The 17,659-nt window shown below is 55.2% G+C and carries 21 protein-coding genes, 1 tRNA gene and 1 pseudogene; 8 read left to right on the forward strand and 15 right to left on the reverse strand.

The annotated features are described in order from the left end of the window. Positions 1 to 53: 53 nt before the first annotated feature. The 3 genes from OJ965_RS16025 to OJ965_RS16035 all read right to left on the reverse strand — a co-directional run bounded on the left by OJ965_RS16025 (position 54) and on the right by OJ965_RS16035 (position 1,220). Positions 54 to 371: a hypothetical protein gene (locus OJ965_RS16025; protein WP_033736382.1), complete on the reverse strand. Its 318-nt coding sequence runs from the start codon at positions 369 to 371 to the stop codon at positions 54 to 56. Between the two features lie 138 nt (positions 372 to 509). Beyond that, positions 510 to 935, reverse strand: coding sequence for a DUF4186 domain-containing protein (locus tag OJ965_RS16030; RefSeq protein ID WP_009091547.1), 426 nt, complete (start codon positions 933 to 935; stop codon positions 510 to 512). Positions 936 to 947: 12 nt separating this feature from the next. Further along, the gene (locus OJ965_RS16035; RefSeq protein WP_009091548.1) at positions 948 to 1,220 is read right to left on the reverse strand and encodes a cupin domain-containing protein; all 273 of its coding nucleotides are present in this window, start codon (positions 1,218 to 1,220) and stop codon (positions 948 to 950) included. A 170-nt stretch (positions 1,221 to 1,390) separates the two neighbouring features. Between OJ965_RS16035 and OJ965_RS16040 the strand changes: the two genes are divergently transcribed. Further along, positions 1,391 to 2,287, forward strand: coding sequence for a lipid kinase (locus tag OJ965_RS16040; protein WP_265137053.1), 897 nt, complete (start codon positions 1,391 to 1,393; stop codon positions 2,285 to 2,287). A gap of 19 nt (positions 2,288 to 2,306) precedes the next feature. On the opposite strand, the gene OJ965_RS16045 is transcribed toward OJ965_RS16040, so the two are convergent. From OJ965_RS16045 to OJ965_RS16080, 8 genes are all read right to left on the reverse strand, one after another. Beyond that, positions 2,307 to 2,540 carry a hypothetical protein gene (locus OJ965_RS16045; RefSeq protein WP_154927982.1) on the reverse strand — a complete coding sequence of 78 codons (234 nt, stop codon included), beginning with the start codon at positions 2,538 to 2,540 and terminating at the stop codon, positions 2,307 to 2,309. A 175-nt stretch (positions 2,541 to 2,715) separates the two neighbouring features. Further along, positions 2,716 to 3,165 carry a DUF421 domain-containing protein gene (locus OJ965_RS16050; RefSeq protein ID WP_009091550.1) on the reverse strand — a complete coding sequence of 150 codons (450 nt, stop codon included), beginning with the start codon at positions 3,163 to 3,165 and terminating at the stop codon, positions 2,716 to 2,718. A gap of 12 nt (positions 3,166 to 3,177) precedes the next feature. After that, a complete protein-coding gene (locus tag OJ965_RS16055; RefSeq protein ID WP_230200808.1) occupies positions 3,178 to 3,687 on the reverse strand; it encodes a hypothetical protein in 510 nt (169 codons plus the stop codon). A 65-nt stretch (positions 3,688 to 3,752) separates the two neighbouring features. Then, positions 3,753 to 4,688, reverse strand: coding sequence for a cytochrome d ubiquinol oxidase subunit II (locus OJ965_RS16060; protein ID WP_058956333.1), 936 nt, complete (start codon positions 4,686 to 4,688; stop codon positions 3,753 to 3,755). A gap of 9 nt (positions 4,689 to 4,697) precedes the next feature. Beyond that, on the reverse strand, positions 4,698 to 6,062 hold the full coding sequence (locus OJ965_RS16065) for a cytochrome ubiquinol oxidase subunit I (RefSeq protein ID WP_154927985.1): 1,365 nt from the start codon (positions 6,060 to 6,062) through the stop codon (positions 4,698 to 4,700). 359 nt (positions 6,063 to 6,421) lie between these two features. After that, on the reverse strand, positions 6,422 to 7,387 hold the full coding sequence (locus tag OJ965_RS16070; RefSeq protein WP_058956335.1) for a magnesium and cobalt transport protein CorA: 966 nt from the start codon (positions 7,385 to 7,387) through the stop codon (positions 6,422 to 6,424). 103 nt (positions 7,388 to 7,490) lie between these two features. Then, complete coding sequence (locus tag OJ965_RS16075; RefSeq protein ID WP_058956336.1) at positions 7,491 to 8,510, reverse strand: DUF481 domain-containing protein; 1,020 nt, start codon at positions 8,508 to 8,510, stop codon at positions 7,491 to 7,493. Between the two features lie 104 nt (positions 8,511 to 8,614). Then, positions 8,615 to 9,211, reverse strand: a complete 597-nt coding sequence (locus tag OJ965_RS16080; RefSeq protein ID WP_111207359.1) for a DUF1349 domain-containing protein — start codon at positions 9,209 to 9,211, stop codon at positions 8,615 to 8,617. Between the two features lie 195 nt (positions 9,212 to 9,406). On the opposite strand from OJ965_RS16080, the gene OJ965_RS16085 reads away from it, so the two are divergent. Beyond that, the gene (locus OJ965_RS16085) at positions 9,407 to 9,643 is read left to right on the forward strand and encodes a DUF2171 domain-containing protein (protein WP_003854080.1); all 237 of its coding nucleotides are present in this window, start codon (positions 9,407 to 9,409) and stop codon (positions 9,641 to 9,643) included. Positions 9,644 to 9,776: 133 nt separating this feature from the next. Here the strand turns inward: OJ965_RS16085 and ddpX are convergent, their stop codons facing one another. Next, positions 9,777 to 10,364, reverse strand: a complete 588-nt coding sequence (gene ddpX / locus OJ965_RS16090) for a D-alanyl-D-alanine dipeptidase (RefSeq protein ID WP_265137072.1) — start codon at positions 10,362 to 10,364, stop codon at positions 9,777 to 9,779. Between the two features lie 530 nt (positions 10,365 to 10,894). Between ddpX and OJ965_RS16095 the strand changes: the two genes are divergently transcribed. Both OJ965_RS16095 and OJ965_RS16100 read left to right on the forward strand, forming a co-directional pair. Next, a complete protein-coding gene (locus tag OJ965_RS16095) occupies positions 10,895 to 11,926 on the forward strand; it encodes an acyltransferase family protein (protein ID WP_265137074.1) in 1,032 nt (343 codons plus the stop codon). Between the two features lie 428 nt (positions 11,927 to 12,354). After that, positions 12,355 to 12,657, forward strand: a pseudogene (locus OJ965_RS16100) (site-specific integrase); the annotation flags it as partial. Positions 12,658 to 12,672: 15 nt separating this feature from the next. Here OJ965_RS16100 and OJ965_RS16105 read toward each other — a convergent pair. After that, a tRNA-Arg gene (locus OJ965_RS16105) sits at positions 12,673 to 12,749 on the reverse strand. Between the two features lie 94 nt (positions 12,750 to 12,843). Next, on the reverse strand, positions 12,844 to 13,347 hold the full coding sequence (locus tag OJ965_RS16110; RefSeq protein WP_265137076.1) for a DUF1198 family protein: 504 nt from the start codon (positions 13,345 to 13,347) through the stop codon (positions 12,844 to 12,846). Between the two features lie 173 nt (positions 13,348 to 13,520). On the opposite strand from OJ965_RS16110, the gene folD reads away from it, so the two are divergent. After that, a complete protein-coding gene (gene folD, locus OJ965_RS16115; protein ID WP_009091578.1) occupies positions 13,521 to 14,387 on the forward strand; it encodes a bifunctional methylenetetrahydrofolate dehydrogenase/methenyltetrahydrofolate cyclohydrolase FolD in 867 nt (288 codons plus the stop codon). Beyond that, positions 14,388 to 14,600: a ribosome-associated protein YbcJ gene (gene ybcJ / locus OJ965_RS16120; protein ID WP_046101383.1), complete on the forward strand. Its 213-nt coding sequence runs from the start codon at positions 14,388 to 14,390 to the stop codon at positions 14,598 to 14,600. 201 nt (positions 14,601 to 14,801) lie between these two features. Here the strand turns inward: ybcJ and cysS are convergent, their stop codons facing one another. After that, positions 14,802 to 16,187, reverse strand: coding sequence for a cysteine--tRNA ligase (gene cysS / locus OJ965_RS16125; protein ID WP_265137081.1), 1,386 nt, complete (start codon positions 16,185 to 16,187; stop codon positions 14,802 to 14,804). A 212-nt stretch (positions 16,188 to 16,399) separates the two neighbouring features. Between cysS and ppiB the strand changes: the two genes are divergently transcribed. Further along, complete coding sequence (gene ppiB, locus OJ965_RS16130) at positions 16,400 to 16,894, forward strand: peptidylprolyl isomerase B (protein WP_009091583.1); 495 nt, start codon at positions 16,400 to 16,402, stop codon at positions 16,892 to 16,894. Further along, positions 16,894 to 17,610: a UDP-2,3-diacylglucosamine diphosphatase gene (gene lpxH / locus OJ965_RS16135; RefSeq protein WP_265137084.1), complete on the forward strand. Its 717-nt coding sequence runs from the start codon at positions 16,894 to 16,896 to the stop codon at positions 17,608 to 17,610. Before ppiB ends, lpxH begins: the two co-directional genes overlap by 1 nt. Positions 17,611 to 17,659: the final 49 nt, after the last annotated feature.

The following is a 17,659-nucleotide window of genomic DNA, read 5'->3' on the forward strand; positions in this document are numbered from 1 at the left end:
CATAAAAAAACCCACCTTTCGGTGGGTTCTTTTTTATCTGAAATGGCAGCGAATCAGTTGGTCGCTTTGTTTTTCAGATCTTCAGCGCCCTGCTTGGTTTTATCCCAGCCTTTCTCGGCACCTTCTTTCGTTTTGTGCCAGCCCTTCTGGGTGCCTTCGCTGATTTTGCTGCCGGTGGTATGGCTCTTGCCTTCCGCCGCGTGCTCAGATTTCAGCTTCAGCTCTTCGCCCTGATTCTGCGCATGATGCAGTTTTTCTTTAGCGGTATCCGCGCCTTTGTGCGCTTCCGCAACGGTGTTATCGGTAGTGGTAGCAGCAAATACCGGCGAGGCCAGCAAAATAGCAGACAGTGCAATAATTGATTTCTTCATAATTCCCTCTGTATTCATTGTTGCCGTGTAGGTTTTAATCCTGGCATAGCGATTCCAGGAAAGATTTAAGAATAAACCAGGAATGAAAAAGGGCCAGTTTTCACCAGAAAATCCCCTCCGGGGCAGCCTGATCGTCCGCTACCAGAGCGCGAGCTGCGGATCGTCATCCGGCTTCGTCGTCTTTCTGTCCACCCGCGCTGGCGGTGCGGGACGCTGCATCTGATCGCTGATCCACTGCAATAGCACTGACACCACATAGGCCTGCTGCTCTGCGCTCAGGGGCTGCTGCTGAGCAATATTGTGCCATTTGCTCAGACAGCCGCGACAGCAGGTCGCGGTGGCATGCTGGGCGATAAACACCGGATGACCGCGCATCGGCGTCTGTTTGCCATCACGCGCGGGCCGGGCAGGCGCCAGCCGCTGTGCAACAAACTCTGCGGCATGCTCACGCAACACCGGCTCGCCTTTGCTCAGCGCATAATCATACTCCGCGCGCCCCAGTCGAAAGCGCTGGCGGAATGGCGAGCGCGCCAGGCGGGCAAAGAGATCGTCAGAAACCGTCATACTGCCCGCCCGTCACTCATATTTCCGGCCCGCCAGGTAGCGCACGCCCTGCGGCCCGAACGCCTCACGATGCAGCTCATTCGGCTGCAGGTGAAACGTCTCTCCAGGATGGTAAGTGGTCTCGCCCTGTTCTGTACTGATGGTGATATCACCACTGAGGATCAGGGCCAGTGCTTCGAAGGGATGGACATGATTGTCGAGCTCGGTGGCGGGCGCACGTTCCACCAGCAGTGGCTCGTCAAACCCTTCTCCGGCTAATCGTTTTCTGAATTCATCTTCTGTCATTGTCACTCCTCGATATGGAACCGACCCTGGTAGTGTAGACGATTTTTATCGCCATTTATGGCACGCCGGTGGTTACGTAAAGTAGCGCAAGCAGGGTTGTTCACCGCGCATACCGATGCTGTACTTTCCGCCTCATGCCAGCCATTTTGACATCAGGATGACGGAAAAATATGTCTCACCCTCTGAAAACCGCCCTGCTGCTGATCAATCCGCGTTCGCGTAAAGGCCGCGCGGCGGCCAGCCGGGCCAGGACGCTGCTGACTCAGGCGGGTATCAACCTGCTGCAACCGGCTGAGGAGGAGAGCCGCAGCTACTGCGAACTCATCGCGGCTTATGCCCATCGAATTGATGCGGTGATCGTTGGCGGGGGCGACGGCACGCTTAACGCCGCCGCGCCGGGCGTGATGCAGACCGGCCTGCCGCTGGGGATCCTGCCGCTGGGCACCGCCAACGACTTTGCCCGGACGCTCGGCATCCCCGCCACGCTGGAGCAGGCGGTGCAGATTATCACTGACGGGCAGCTGCGCGCAGTCGATCTGGGGGAGGTGAATCAGCATCTGTTCCTCAACGTCTCCAGCATCGGCTTTTCCGCCGAGCTGGCGCGCAATCTCACCGCAGAATCGAAAAAACGCTGGGGAGTCGGCGGTTATGCTCTGGCGGCGCTGCGGCTGCTGCGTCAGAGCCGTCCGTTCAGCGCCACCCTGATCCATGAGGAGCAGCGCACGCCCATCCGGACCGTTCAGGTTTCCGTGGGCAACGGCCGTTTTTATGGCGGAGGGATGACGGTCGAAGCGCGCGCCGCACCCGACGACGGGCTGCTGGACGTTTACAGCCTGGAGGTCCGGCACAGCTGGCAGCTGATTGCGCTGCTGCCCTTTCTGCGACGGGGTACGCAGGGTCGCTGGCGCAACGTGCGCACCTTCAGCACGACGGCGCTCACCATCGAAACGCGCCGCCCCCACTACATCAATGCAGACGGCGAGATTATCGGACAGACGCCCGCCCATTTCCGCCTGATCGCAGGGGCCATACAGGTTTATGCCCCTGCCGGTCCGACAGCGCAATAGCGGATGTCACATCGCGGGGTTAATGCTGAGTGCCGTTCTTTTCGGCGTCGTTGATCTGCGTGGTGAGGGTGCTGACCAGCTCTTTCGCCATCTCGAGGGTCAGGCCGAAAAACAGCGACTCCTGCGCCGATCGCGCGCGCGGGACCTGAGGATCGAGATAGCTGAACTGCAGCACCAGCGCGGCGTGCCCGCTTAACGGGCCGATGTGCCAGCCGGTGACCGGATAGAACGTAAAACGGTTAAAATCATTCACTATATACCTGACTTGTTAAGCATAACGCTGATTGAGTGTCAGGCCAGCTCAGAAAATAAAACACGGTTCGGTTACTCAGCCTGGCGCAGATCGGCTGAATAGCAAGCGAAGCGAGATTCACCCTGCCCGCCAGGCGTGGCATCCGCAGCCCGGCGAACCCTGCCGTCAGAGGCGGTCAGCTGTCCGCGCGGGGGATAACCGAAATATGTCCGTTGACCTCCAGCACGGCATATTTAATCTGATCAAACCGTTCCAGTCCCGGTCCGGAACGCGCCGCCTCCAGCACATCGTCAGGATCAATCCCGGTCATCTTCATGCGTTCGGTCAGCAGGTTGCCGTTTTCCACCAGAATCACCGGACCGCCATCGATTGCCTGCTCCACCACCGGAAAGCGGCTTTTCAGTTTTCCCAGTACGATGTCGATCGTCACCAGCGTGATAATCGTCAGCGCCGCGCCCGTCACCGAAAAATCATCGCCCAGCAGCGCCTGCTGCGTGGCTTCGCTGATAATCAGCAGCAGAATCAGATCGAAAGAGGTCATCTGCAACAGCGTGCGTCTGCCCGCAATTTTGAACACCACCATCAGAACCAGGTAGATCGCTGCAGCGCGTAAAACCGTTTCCATAAAGTGCCTCTGTCAGGGATAGATCCATTGGGTAAATCGGGCCGGTGCGTGATCATCGCCCTGAATCGTGACGTGAATCAGGCCCGCATCGCGTGGCTGCAGGCCGAGCCAGATTGCGTGATCCGCCCCGGTGTCACCGGTGGAAAAGGTCAGCCGCAGATCGCTGCCGATCGTCACGGCTTCCAGCGGCTGCGGCTGCAGCGTCTGGATCTGCAGATTATTCAGCGCGCCGCCGCCAATCGTAATCGTGAAGCGATCGCCGGCGGGTGCGTTGTAGCCAATCCGCATATCCATATTGCTTTCGGTCCGGCCGAACCGTTCATATTCAACCTGAAGTGTGCCGTCTGGCGACCGGCTATGACCCTCGCTCAGCACCCCTTTAGAAAAGAGGCCGCACGCCCCCAGAATCACCAGCAGAATTAACAGATACTCCCCTGCCCGCTGAATCAGCCATTCACGCCGTACCCAGCGAAGATCTTCTTTTATCGGGTAGTCCCGACTCACAATGCGATCTTTCTTCACTCTCATTCCCTCTGGTAAGCGTACCCGCTTCTGCAGCACGCTGCCTGAAGCATAGCGGACGGGCATTATTTCGCGCGTCGCTCAACCCAGAACGACCAGCTGTGGTAGAGCAGCGTGAGCGGCATCGCAATCACCGCTCCCACCAGCACAAAACCCTGCGTGACCGGCGAAACGGCGCTGTCGCTGAGCGTAAACTGATAGGGCACAAGCCACGGATAGAGGCCACACAATACGCCGCTAAAGAGTGCGCTAATCAGCATAAGCGTCAGAATGAGTTGCAGTAGCGGCCTGGCGCGCCACAAGGCCACCGGCAGGGCGATCCAGAGCAATACAATCGCGCCTGCTGCGATCCTGCCCGGCGGTCGCTGCCAGCTCTGCCGCCAGAGATCGGCATTGAGATAGAGGTCGGCCAGAAAAATAACCAGCGCCAGCAGCCACCACAGCCAGCTCAGTGCCGCCGCCAGCGGCTGTACCCGCTCACCAATGCGCCAGCCAATCCAGCAGCAGGCCATCAGCGAATTGATCGCCATCAGGCCCGCGCCGCTGAGCAGCGGCACCAGGCTCAGTCCATCCGGCAGGCCGGTCTGCGGCTGAGCGCTGATGATCATGCCGGCGCACCAGCCCTGAATAAAGGTCGCCAGCGCGGAGCTGCCCGCCATGAGGCGATCCAGCCAGCGACGCAGGCGGGGAGAACTCTGAGCGCGATACTCCAGTGCCATCGCCCGCACCAGCAGCGCCAGCAGCATGGCAAACAGTGGAACACTCAGCTGACTGAACAGCAGCGCATAGACCGGCGGAAACAGCGCCAGCAGCCCACCCGCCGCCAGCACCAGCCAGGTTTCATTCGCATCCCACACCGGCAGAATGCTGTGCGTCATCAGTTCACGCTGTTCATCATCGTGAAACCAGCAGAAAAGCATCCCCACGCCCAGATCCGTGCCATCCAGCAGCAGGTAGAGCAGCAGAGAGAGACAGATAATCAGCGCAGAGAGTTCGGCCATGTCACTCTCCTAATGGGGCGTTTTCAGCGCAATCACCACCGGTTCTCCCGATGGCATCTCACCTTTAACCCGGCGCAGCAGATAGCGTAAGCCGAGGGCGAAGGTCAGCGCATAGATCAGCAGCACCGCCACGAAGATGCCCAGCGTGCTGCTGAGTGACAGCGGCGAGACGCTTTGTGCGGTGCGTAACAGGCCATAGACTGTCCACGGCTGACGCCCGACTTCGGTCACGACCCAGCCTGACAGCAGGGCAATAAAGCCCGCCGGTGAGAGCCATGTCAGCCAGCGCAGAAAACGCCCCGACGTGGTCAGCCCTCCCCGCCAGCGCTGCAGATTCGCCGCCAGCGTGGTCGCCAGGATAATCACCCCCAGCCCCACCATCAGGCGAAAAGCGAAAAAGACCGGGAGCACCGGGGGGATGGCATCCGCGGGAAATTCGCTCAGGCTTTTAATGTGGCCGGAGAGGTTGTGGCGCAGATAGAGCGATCCGAGTGCGGGCAGAGTGACCTCCAGAACGTTGCGCTGCGCCTGCTGGTCCGGCAGCGCAAACAGCCGCAGAGGCTCCCCCTCCCCGGGGGCTGGCTGGTGCCAGCTGCCTTCCATCGCAGCCAGTTTAGCGGGCTGGTAGTCGCGGGTGTTTTCACCGTGCAGATCGCCGAGAACGATCTGCAGTGGCACCGCAAACAGCAGCAACGTCAGCGCGCTGTTGAGCATCAGCCGTGAAGCCGCCTCCCCACTGAAATAGCGGAGTCGCCACGCCGCCACACCCGCGATCATCACCGCCACGGCAATCAGGGACCCGACCACCATATGGCTGAAGCGCCACAGAAAGGAGGGTGCCTGCAAAAGCGACCGCCAGCTGTCCGCCAGAAAAACCCCGTTCGGATCGCGCGTAAAGCCGACCGGCGTCTGCATCCATGAGTTAGCAGCCAGAATCCAGAAGGCACTGAGCAGCGCGCCGAACGCCACCAGACAGGTCACGGCAAAATGCACGCCGGGCCGGATTTTATTGAAGCCGAACAGCATCACTCCGGTCAGGGCCGATTCGAGAAAAAACGCGACCAGCACCTCATAGAACATTAACGGCCCAATCACGCCGCCGGCCTGCTGTGAAAAGCGCGCCCAGTGCGTGCCGAACTGAAACTCCATGACGACGCCGGAGGCGGCACCTATCGCCACCGTCAGGGAAAAGAGCGTCAGCCAGAAGTGCAGCGCATCCCGTGCAGCCTGCTGCTTTCCCCACAGCCAGCGCGCCTCAAACCACACCAGAAAGGGGGCCAGTCCCAGCGTCAGCGCCGCCAGCGTAATATGCATGCCCATGGTCAGCGCAAACTGCGTCCGGGCAATTGCCAGCACCCAGTCGCTGTCATTCATGGCAGTATCGTCCCGAAGCCTCAGATCCGCCGGAGTGCGTGACGGATGAGGAGAGACACGCCGCCGCAAGCCGTTCTTTCATCTGAATCTCTCCTGATCTTATTGCCTCTCATCAGCGTCAGGCTTATTTCGCCAGACGGTAAGTCGCCTCTCGTTTTGTCAGTTTATCGTAGTGAAGAAATAAAAGTTCAGCCAGCATCGACCGGGAAAGAATAAAAGCACGTGCAGAACCACATTAATTGCCATCCGGTGAACAGCGATAAAAAAGATATTATCGCCCTATCGGATGCGCTGCGCTTAAATAACGAAAATAAGCATTAAGCGAGGCGGAGAATTAATTCGTCCGCCTCTGGATTGCCCTACAGCCAGCCGGAGCGACGCAGCCTGGCCCACAATCCGCCGCAGGCCAGCAACGTCAGCCCGACAGCCAGCGGATAGCCATAATGCGACTTCAGCTCCGGCATATGTTCGAAGTTCATGCCATACATGCTGAACACCACGGTCGGGATCACCAGGATGGCACCCCACCCCGCCAGCTTTTTCACCACCTCATTCTGCTGCACCGTCACCAGCGCCAGATTGACCTGCATGGCACTGGTGAGCATCTCGCGCATATCTTCCGCATCGGTCACCACATGGCGGGCGTGATCCTGCACGTCCCGGATATAGGCGCGCAGCGGGCGCGGGATCAGATCCTCATGCAGGTGAATAAGCTGGTTGCAGATCTCCTCCAGCGGCAGTGCCGCATTGCGCAGCTTCAGCAGCTGCCGCCGCACGGTATAGACCGCCTGTACCGATCGGCGGTCAAATTCGCTGGTGAAGAGATCGTTCTCCATCTGCCCGACGCGTTCGTTCAGCGAGGTGGAGAGTTCGGCATAACGGTCGACAATAAAATCGAGCAGGCAGTAGAGCGGATAACCCGGCCCCAGTTTCAGTAGCGCCGGATTTTCAGCCGCCCGTTCGCGCACCGGACTGTAGCTCTCCGAGGCACCGTGACGGATGCTGATCAGAAAATTTTTTCCGACAAAGAAATGGGTTTCGCCCAGTTCACAGCTGTCATCTTTCGCACGCACCGTTTTCACCACGATAAACAGCGACTCGCCATAATGTTCGATCTTGGGCCGCTGGTGCGCATTCAGCGCATCTTCAACGGCCAGTTCGTGGAGTCCGAACTCTTCCTTGATCTTTGCCATAAACGCCGCGTCTGGCTGCCACAGGCCGAGCCAGATAAACGCCTCCGGCTCTTTAATCACGTCGCTGATATCCTCAACGTCTATCTCTTCGCCCGCGCTTCCCGGACGATATACCCTGCTGCTTACGATCATCTTCTGTGTTCCCGTTGTGACAATAGAAGCAGCTTAGCCAATCCCGCGCCCGTAACCGGATAAAAACCGTAAGGATTTGCTGCAACAGCGTGTCGTCAGCGGGTTACCACTTCAGGCCTAATCCGGTGGAGAAGATCCCTTCGTTCAGGGTATCGGGAATGCCGCTGACCAGATTACGATGGTAGCCAACATGCAGGGTCGACCAGGAGGTCAGGCTGTAGCGCAGGCCAACTTCCGCATCCAGCATGAATACGCCGTCGTCATCCAGCGAATGACCGACATCACCGTTGCTGTAGAGCGTGACCGATTTGCCCAGCAGATAGCGCTGATAGTTCCAGCGCAGCGAGCCGCCAAAGTGGCGCTCCTCCCGGTCATCGCTGTAACCATACTCAAAGGCGCCACCCAGCAGGGAGAGTGAGAAGCTACTGAGTTCGGTGTCCCACAGCTGATAGCCGGGACCGGTGCCAATCAGTGCCTGGCGTGACAGATTCTCCACCCAGTCGCGCTTATAGGTGGCGCGGGCCTGCCAGAAGAACTGCTCCCGGAACAGATAGTCAACGGCGTAGCGCAGGCTGTAGTTGTCAGTGTTGACACTCGCGTTTTCCTGCTCGCGATTGTAGGTTGCGCCAATATCATGCCGCCATTTTCCCTGGTTCAGCTTGGTGTTGAGCGCAAAACTGTAGTCGTCCGTTTTGGTAGAGGCCTTTTTGACCTTCATACCGGCGTCGATGTTGCCGGTCCAGGCGAGCTGATCGCTGCGGACTTTGGCTTTCATAAACTCATCGATGCGCCTGACGGAGACCTGCTGCTCCTGCTCGTCGCGTTCCACCCAGACGTAGCCGGGGTCAGAGGAGGAGAGCCGCACCTGATAATGTTCACCGGTTTTTTTGTTTTCAACATTCACCGGATTGTCGCTGGCGAGGGTGCTGACCGCATTCCAGTCCAGCGTGACCGTGCCGGCGTAATGCGTCTCTATCGCCAGCTTGCCATCGCTCAGGTAACGGATGGTGCCGGTGAGCCGGTCGCCATTATTCAGCCAGACGGTATCCGCGGCGGCCTGCTGAGCCCATCCGGCGCAGCAGCTGATAACCAGCAGTGTGGTAAACGAGGTGGCACAGCGCATAGCTTTCCCTGAAAAGGCGTCGTCCTGCATGGACGACGCGTCACCGCAAATTCTGACCTGACAATTAAGCCGATTCCGCGACGATATGCAATGTGCCGCCCCGGTTATGACAGGTCGTGCAGCTCTTTACTGAGAGGAGGCCCCAGCCTGAAGTCGGAAAAACGGATCGCCAGCCCCTGTCGCTCCGGCGAGCAGCCCATCACGCCGACAAAACGCCGCGCCTGACCGGGCCAGGGACAGAGCCGCAACAGTGGCCAGGTCAGGCCGTCGGTGGAGTACTGGATTCGCAATGCCGCCTTTTCCAGCGTGGCGCGCATCCAGAACTGACGCGCATCACCGGGGAAAACACCGGTAGACCAGTCAGAAAACTCGCGCGTGACCACGCTGCCGATGGCAGGCTGGTCATCGTTAAACTCAATGCCTGCTTTAACCCAGTGCGTTTCACTGTCCTGAATAAACAGACCGGCCTGGTCATAAAGCTGGCTGAAGTCCGCCCTCACCTGCACCTGAACGGTAAAGTCGTGTTCCACCCAGAAGCCAAACGCATGGCCGCTGTGCCGTTCGAAGCCGTACCAGGTGCGCTGCCAGAAATCGCTGTTTAACGCGGTTTCAAACTGCAATGTTTCACCATCCAGACTGTGTACCGGCGGCTGATTAATCCAGACGCCGCCTTCGGCCGTTATTGAACTGACTGCTCTCATGGTCACTCCTTTCAGTAAGGTAAAACGCCTGCAGGCTGGCCTGCAGCGAGGTCATCGGTCTGATCATCATCGCCATCAGGGCCAGTCAGCTTAACTATTTCATTTTGTTAATCGCCTGGCTAAAACGGCATTTAACAGCCAGGCTTGTTTTGTCTGACGGCAACTGAACTCATTAAATATAAGGATTAAGCCACCATGGTAGATAAATCAGAAATTTTAGATCACGCTCAGGTTGTTGATGTTAACGGTGAACATGTCGGTATCGTCGACCATTTCGAAGGTGACGACAAAATTAAGCTGGCGAAAAGCGATCCGGAAGCGGGCGGCAAACACCACATTATTCCTTTCAGCTGGGTGAAAGAGGTTGACGATAATAAAGTCATCCTTTCTAAAGCCAAAGCTGACGTTGAAAGCGAGTGGCAGTCTGCATAATATCGTCGCCGTGGCACTCGCCACGGCGTATTTATTTCACGTACCTGTTTCTGCACCCTGCCCCGCCCGTTCTCTCTATCCCTTTAAATTTGTTACTGCATAAACTTTTCGCCAGTAATAAAACCTTTGTCCTTTACGAAGACAGGCTGATATTTTCCATTCGCGTTGTTGCGTAGCAGCCGAATAGCCCTTCGATGAGTGGATAGCGCCCGGCATCGGGCAGTTCAAAATGCCACCATTCAGTTGCAATGCCGGTAAAGCCGCCTCCCAGCATAATGGCATTGAGCACCAGCCGGTTACGCTGCGCCTGCACGGCTACCGCAGGATGATAAGGATGGGAGTGCTCGCTCATCTCATCAAAGCCGGTGCCCATATCCATTATCTCGCCACGCTCGTCGATCAGCGTCACATCCACCGCCGTGCCCCGGCTGTGATTAGAGCCGAGTGCCAGGGGAACAACATAGTCCGGATTCGGGCACGCCTGCCAGAGGATCGCCTGCGCTTCAGGAGGACGGTATGCGTCGAGAATGAGCAGCGTATAGCCCGCGACCTCTGCAATATCGATACTTTTCGCCAGCGCTTTCGCCGCATCTACGTGCAGCAGACAGCGCGCGTCGCGGTAGATTGGCTGCCCGGTGAGGTTGTCGGCGGTGGCATATTTGAGATCGATGGCCAACCGGGGAAAGGCGTCAGCGATGTCTGTCAGATGGTTATTTTCCATGGTGGTGAGTTCCCTGTTTAGAGGTTATAGGGCGACTCCTGCAGAGGCATGGTTACAAGCGTTCATCATGGCACTGCGGGACGAAGAAAAAGGTTGGATGCGTTAATCTATCAAACGGTATTCCATAATTATCTTCATTTCAGCATTTGAACTAGCGTATTTACAGCTTTAGTAGACGAAATCAGCGAGCGTAAATCCTCCTCTAAAAATGATTCACTTTATTCTATGAAATTACCTTTGACAGTTTAACTTCTATTAGCATGGTAAAAATATTGCAACCAGTACTGTATGTAAACACATGCTAATTATTAATTGGGATTGAATAAAATAACTGGAAGGATGTTGTAAAGCAATTGATGCCTTAAAAAATTCATGGATCCTGGCCAGGAGGATCTGGCAGGATTTCAGTACTCACCTCTAAGTGAGCATGAACTTTGATGCGGAATACGACTGCATGTGCATAATGAGCTTTTATAGAGTTAAAAAAAAACGTATAGTTACCAGCAAATGAAAAATCATGAGAACGATTAATGAACGAAATCAAGCCGTTAACTTCAATCAGAGGACTATTCGCGCTGTATGTAGCTATATATCATATATTCCCAAGAACGAACTCGTTTCTTGAAAATGGATATTTATCTGTTGATTTGTTTTTTGTACTGAGTGGATTCATAATGAGCTATGTCTATAGCACTAAATTTTCATGCACTCTAAAAACTAAAGATTACCTTTCATACCTTAGAGGCAGGATTGCCAGAACCTATCCTCTATATGCATTTTTGATAATTTTGATTTCATTCATCTACATCTTGAATGGAATTGAATTACCCAACACCAGTGATTACGTTATTCTTTTCTCATTCCTTCAATCAATATTTTATGTGAATAACAACCTAATCCCACACGCCTGGTCAATAGCGGTCGAATTCATTGCTTACATGCTATTTCCATTTGCCATCCTTCTAATTTATAAAGTACGAAATGTTATTTTCATTGCTTCGGCAATTACTTTAGGATTTACTGGCCTCTACCTCGCTTCATTCAAAGGTTACTGGGGCCCGTTAGATATTGTTAGTGGTAAATTTGCTATTATACGCTGCCTTAGCGATTATGCGTTAGGATTAGTGAGCTTTTTGATATATGTAAAAGCAAAGAGTTTGCTTAGCAAAAATAAGTTAGAGATTGCTCTGATCTCATCATTAGCATTAGCACTTCTACTACTCAGCTTTAGAGGTTACGATGTTATTATTGTAGCTTGTTTCGCAACTCTAATCCCGCTCTTGGCAGCGTCTCAAGGTATAACTTATAGATTCATGTCTTTATCTCCAATGGTTTACCTTGGGGAAATATCTTACTCAATTTATCTCATACACTATCCCCTCTGCCGAAAACTTTCTTTTATTCCTGCATGGATACAAAGTAAAACAGTATTATTTGACATAAATCATGTTGTATTAATATTAACAATTATTTTTTCAGTTCTCACCTATCATTTTATAGAAATTCCATGCAGGAATTTTATACGAGGCCAGCTCATAAAAAGCAGTACCAATGTTGCCTGAGCCAAAAAAACATGCAACAAAACCAGTATTGGAATGCTTATGAAATTAAAAAAGCAGAAGAAAAACCTCATCTTCTGCTTGATTTGAGAGATCAACCAGAGCGAATCCGCCTGGCGTTTCTATGCGGATCATTTGGCCTAATGCCTAATAAAGTGCAAATAGTATGTTAAGCTCGAATTGACTCTTAACGTAATCCTTTGCCAGTGACTAACATCCTATGAGACGGTCCAGCGTTATCGCCTGTATTAATACAGGTTTTATTTCGTAATCTCTCACCATCAGCAACTTTTCTCTGATAAATGCTGTATGGATAAATAGAAATAATGCTCGGTGGATTCGATCAGGATAAAAAGCTCACACTTTTGTAAAGCCACTGTTTGTACCAAATTTTTAGACTGGTGGCTTCGGTTGGCACCACTACGGCAAGCATCAGGAAGATGGGGGTCGATTCAAACACTGCGTGGCGCGCAGCACTGAAACGGGCTGGCATAGAAGATTTCCGATTCCATGACCTTCGGCATACGTGGGCAAGCTGGTTAATTCAGGCCGGAGTTCCGTTATCTGCACTTCAGGAAATGGGAGGCTGGGAAGGCATCGAAATGGTACAGCGATACGCTCACCTTGCACCTAACCACTTAACGGAGCATGCACAGCAAATTGATGCGATTTTTGGCAGTCGTGTCCCACATCTGTCCCATGTGGAAAATCTGGCAGTCGGAGGAAAGGGATAAATCATTGAATTTATTTGGTACGCCCTACAGGATTCGAACCTGTGACCTACGGCTTAGAAGGCCGGTGCTCTATCCAGCTGAGCTAAGGGCGCATGGAGATGGCACGGATTATACGTCGGGAAGCGGGTACGTCAACGTTTTTGCCGCTTCCCGGCAGCGAAGTGCTGCTGTAATGACCAATTGGCGTCAGTGACGCTTGCGCCATTCGCTGAGAGACACGAGTTTACTGCTGCCGGTGAATTCTCCTTCCAGCTCAATCCCTTGTGATGTGAAATGCGCATTGTATTGCTCACGAAGTGCGTGCAGCTCCCGGCTATCTGGCTCCAGCTGTCGCAGAAAGCCCAGCGCGAGCAGCAGCTGCTGGCGGCTGATAAGCGGTGGAAAACCGGCATGCCTGAGAATCGCATGCCAGCGCTGGCTGTTCTCCTCGCTGCCGTCAACAATCAACACCTGCCAGATCAGCAGTACCGCTGCACCATTATGCAGATGCGTTTCATTGTCGCTGCTGAGGTAGTCGGTAAACTCTTTCGCCGCCTCTTTGCCCATCATAGCGATCATCGATTCCACCTGTACCGGAGGCAGACGCAGCCGTTTGCTGAGCCGCTGGGCGGCGTGGCGTGAGCCAGCGGTGAGCAGATGAAATCCAGCGACAAATACCACCGCCAGCGTAGCAAGCATTATCCAAATCATGACTTCGTCCCCGGGTTGTCCTGCCGATATCATACGCATGCAGGCTGGCTCTCGTCGCGACGAAAAAGCGGGAAGGCACATACACGGCTGAAACTGTGACTGACAGCAGCCCGCGCTTCTGACAAAATAGCCCCCTTCCCCGATTCAACACAACACAGTGGATTTCCTCTCTGATGGCAGCAAAAATTATTGACGGTAAAACGATTGCGCAGCAGGTGCGCGTTGAGGTTGCGGAAAAAGTGAAGCAGCGCCTGGCGGCCGGAAAACGCGCCCCGGGCCTGGCTGTCGTGCTGGTGGGTGAAAACCCAGCCTCGCAAATCTATGTGGCCAGCAAACGCCGTGCCTGTGAAGAGGTCGGATTCCACTCGCGCTCTTACGATCTGCCCGCCACCACCCGCGAAGATGAGCTGCTGGCGCTGATCGACACGCTCAATCAGGATGATGACATCGATGGCATCCTGGTTCAGCTGCCGCTGCCAGCGGGCATCGATAACGTGAAGGTACTGGAGCGCATCACGCCTGATAAAGATGTCGATGGATTCCACCCTTACAACGTGGGTCGCCTGTGTCAGCGCGCGCCCACGCTGCGTCCCTGCACGCCGCGCGGTATCATCACGCTGCTGGAGCGCTACAACATCGACACCTACGGCCTGAATGCCGTGGTGGTCGGCGCGTCCAACATCGTCGGTCGCCCGATGAGCATGGAACTGCTGCTGGCGGGTTGCACCACAACCGTCACCCACCGTTTTACTAAAGATCTGCGTCACCACATTGAACACGCCGATCTGCTGGTGGTCGCGGTGGGCAAACCCAACTTTATTCCGGGTGACTGGATTAAACCCGGCGCGATTGTCATCGACGTGGGGATCAACCGTCTTGAGAGCGGCAAAGTGGTGGGCGACGTTGATTTTGAGAGCGCATCAGCACGCGCCTCCTACATCACGCCAGTGCCGGGCGGTGTGGGACCGATGACCGTCGCAACACTGATTCAAAACACGCTGCAGGCGTGTGAAGAGTTTCACGATAAAGAGGTAGATTAAATGGCAACGTTTTCACTGGGAAAATTCCCGCATGTCGATCTGTGTGACCTGCTGAAACTGGAAGGCTGGGTTCAGAGCGGCGCACAGGCGAAAGTCGTGATTGCCGACGGTGAAGTCAGGGTCGATGGGGCGGTGGAAACCCGTAAGCGCTGCAAAATCGTGGCCGGTCAGACCGTTGAATTCGCGGGTTACCGCATTACTGTGGTCGCGTAATCTTCAGGCGTCCCTGCGGGGACGCTGTTACAGCAACGCCTCTCCCCTGATCCTCGTCTCCCCTTCCCGCTGTTCCCATGCAATATGATTCACTGCCGTATGCGGCGCAATCAGCCTCAGGTTACGGACTGAACGGAAGCCACGGATCTCAATCTGCTCAATCGTCATAATAAAAAAGGGCGATTGCTCGCCCTCTCCGGTTTATTTTCGACGCCAGCTAGAACCCTGAGGCCCATCCTCGACAATCACGCCCAGCGCGTTCAGTTTGTCGCGAGCGATATCCGCTTCCGCCCAGGCTTTGGCCGCGCGCGCATCGGCTCGGGCTTTCACCCAATGCTCAATCTCAGCAACCTCTTCATCATTCACCTGCGCGCCGCTCTGCAGGAACAGCTCCGGATCCTGCTGCAGGATGCCCAGCACTTTGGCCAGCTCACGCAGCTTCGACGCCAGCCCATGCGCTGAGGCGCCCTCTTCGCTTTTCAGGCGGTTCACCTCACGTGCCATATCAAACAGCACCGAGTAGGCTTCCGGGGTATTGAAGTCATCATCCATTGCGCTGCGGAACCGCGCTTCAAACGCTTCACCGCCGCTGGCTGGCACGCTGCTGTCGGTATGGCGCAGCGCCGTATAGAGACGCTCCAGCGCCGCACGCGCCTGATTGAGGTTATCTTCGCCGTAGTTGAGCTGGCTGCGATAGTGACCGGACATCAGGAAGTAACGCACCGTCTCCGCGTCATAGTGCTTCAGCACATCACGTACGGTGAAGAAGTTGCCGAGTGACTTAGACATCTTCTCACGGTCAACCATCACCATGCCGGAGTGCATCCAGTAGTTAACGTACGGACCGTCATGGGCACAGCCCGACTGGGCGATTTCATTTTCATGGTGCGGGAACATCAAATCGGAGCCGCCGCCGTGAATATCGAAATGGCTGCCCAGCTGTTTGCAGTTCATGGCCGAGCACTCGATGTGCCAGCCAGGACGACCGTTGCCCCACGGTGATGACCAGGCCGGTTCATCCGCTTTAGACATCTTCCACAGCACGAAATCCATCGGGTTACGCTTCACGTCAGCGACTTCAACCCGTGCGCCTGCCTGCAGCTGTTCCAGATCCTGGCGCGACAGCGCGCCGTAGTCAGGATCGCTCAGCACATCAAACATCACGTCGCCGTTATCCGCCACATAGGCGTGACCACGGGCGATCAGCGTCTCCACCAGCGCAATGATTTCCGGGATGTGGCGGGTCGCACGCGGCTCCTGATCCGGCGGCAGAATCCCCAGCGCGGCGAAGTCATTGTGCATCTCGCCAATCATGCGGTTGGTCAGGGTTTCGATGCTCTCGCCGTTTTCATTGGCGCGTTTGATGATTTTGTCATCAATATCCGTAATGTTGCGCACATAATTGAGCTGATAACCCAGATAGCGCAGATAGCGCGCCACCACGTCAAACGCCACGAACGTCCGCCCATGACCAATGTGACAGAGGTCATACACCGTGATGCCGCAAACATACATGCCGATTTTCCCGGCATGAATGGGTTTGAATTCCTCTTTCTGTCGACTCAGGGTGTTATAAATCTTAAGCATTGAACGGTTCCGTTTTCGCGTGTGGTTGACACTTTTAAGTATCCAGACATTGTGCCGTATTTTTATCGCTCGCGCGACGCAAAGCAAGCCAACTGCGCCGTGCTGCTGACGCGTCATTGGAAATTATGATATAAGAACGGTCGACAAAAAGGGGGACGCCATCCGACAGAGCGACCCCGGCTACTGATCACAACCTTTACAGGACGACAAAAATGGTAACTTTCCAGACGAACCATGGCGATATCGTAATCAAAACCTTCGATGATAAAGCGCCAGCAACCGTACAGAACTTCCTGGATTACTGCCGTGAAGGTTTTTACGACAACACCATTTTTCACCGCGTAATCAACGGCTTTATGATTCAGGGCGGCGGCTTTGAGCCGGGCATGAAACAGAAAGCGACCAAAGACGAAATCAAAAACGAAGCGAACAACGGCCTGAAAAACACCAAAGGCACGCTGGCTATGGCTCGCACCTCTGCGCCGCACTCCGCGACGGCACAGTTTTTCATCAACGTGGCTGACAACGACTTCCTGAACTTCCGTGACGAAAGCGTTCAGGGCTGGGGCTACTGCGTATTCGCTGAAGTGGTTGAAGGCATGGATGTAGTCGAGAAGATCAAAGCGGTCTCTACCGGTCGCAGCGGCATGCATCAGGATGTACCGAAAGATGACGTCGTTATCCAGAAAGTGACCGTCAGCGAGTAATGTCGCGCACGCTGTTTATCGCAGATCTCCATCTGTGTCAGGAAGAACCGGCGATTACCGCCGGTTTTCTGCATTTTTTACAGCGCGAAGCGCCCTACTGCGACGCGCTCTATATTCTCGGCGATCTGTTTGAGGCCTGGATTGGCGACGACGATCCCAATCCTCTGCATCAGCAGGTGGCCAGCGCCCTGCGCGCCCTGCCGGTTCCGGTTTACTTTATTCACGGCAATCGCGACTTCCTGGTGGGCCGACGCTTCGCGCGCGCCAGCGGGATGACGCTGCTGCCCGAAGAACAGGTGCTGACGCTGTATGGCTATCGCCTGCTGATCATGCACGGCGATACGCTCTGTACCGATGACGCCGGTTATCTGCGCTTTCGCGCCAAAGTGCACAATCCGTGGATTCAGCGGCTGTTTCTGGCCCTGCCGTTGTGGGTCCGCAAACGCATTGCTGCCCGGATGCGCGCCGACAGTAAACAGGCTAATCAGCACAAATCACAGAGCATCATGGATGTGAATCAGGATGCGGTGGTCGCGACGATGCAGCGCCATCAGGTGCCGCTGCTGATCCACGGGCACACCCATCGTCCGGCGATCCATACGCTGCCCCTGCAGAGTGAGACGGCGCAACGCGCGGTACTCGGCGCCTGGCACAGCCGCGGCTCCATGATCCAGCTTGACGCTGCTGGCATTCAGCTTATCGATTTCGACTTTTAACCGGCGGGTAAATCCCCGACATCAGCCCGACGCAACCGTTTTCCTTGCG

It is taken from the genome of Pantoea anthophila (assembly GCF_026104315.1).
Lineage (GTDB): Bacteria > Pseudomonadota > Gammaproteobacteria > Enterobacterales > Enterobacteriaceae > Pantoea > Pantoea anthophila.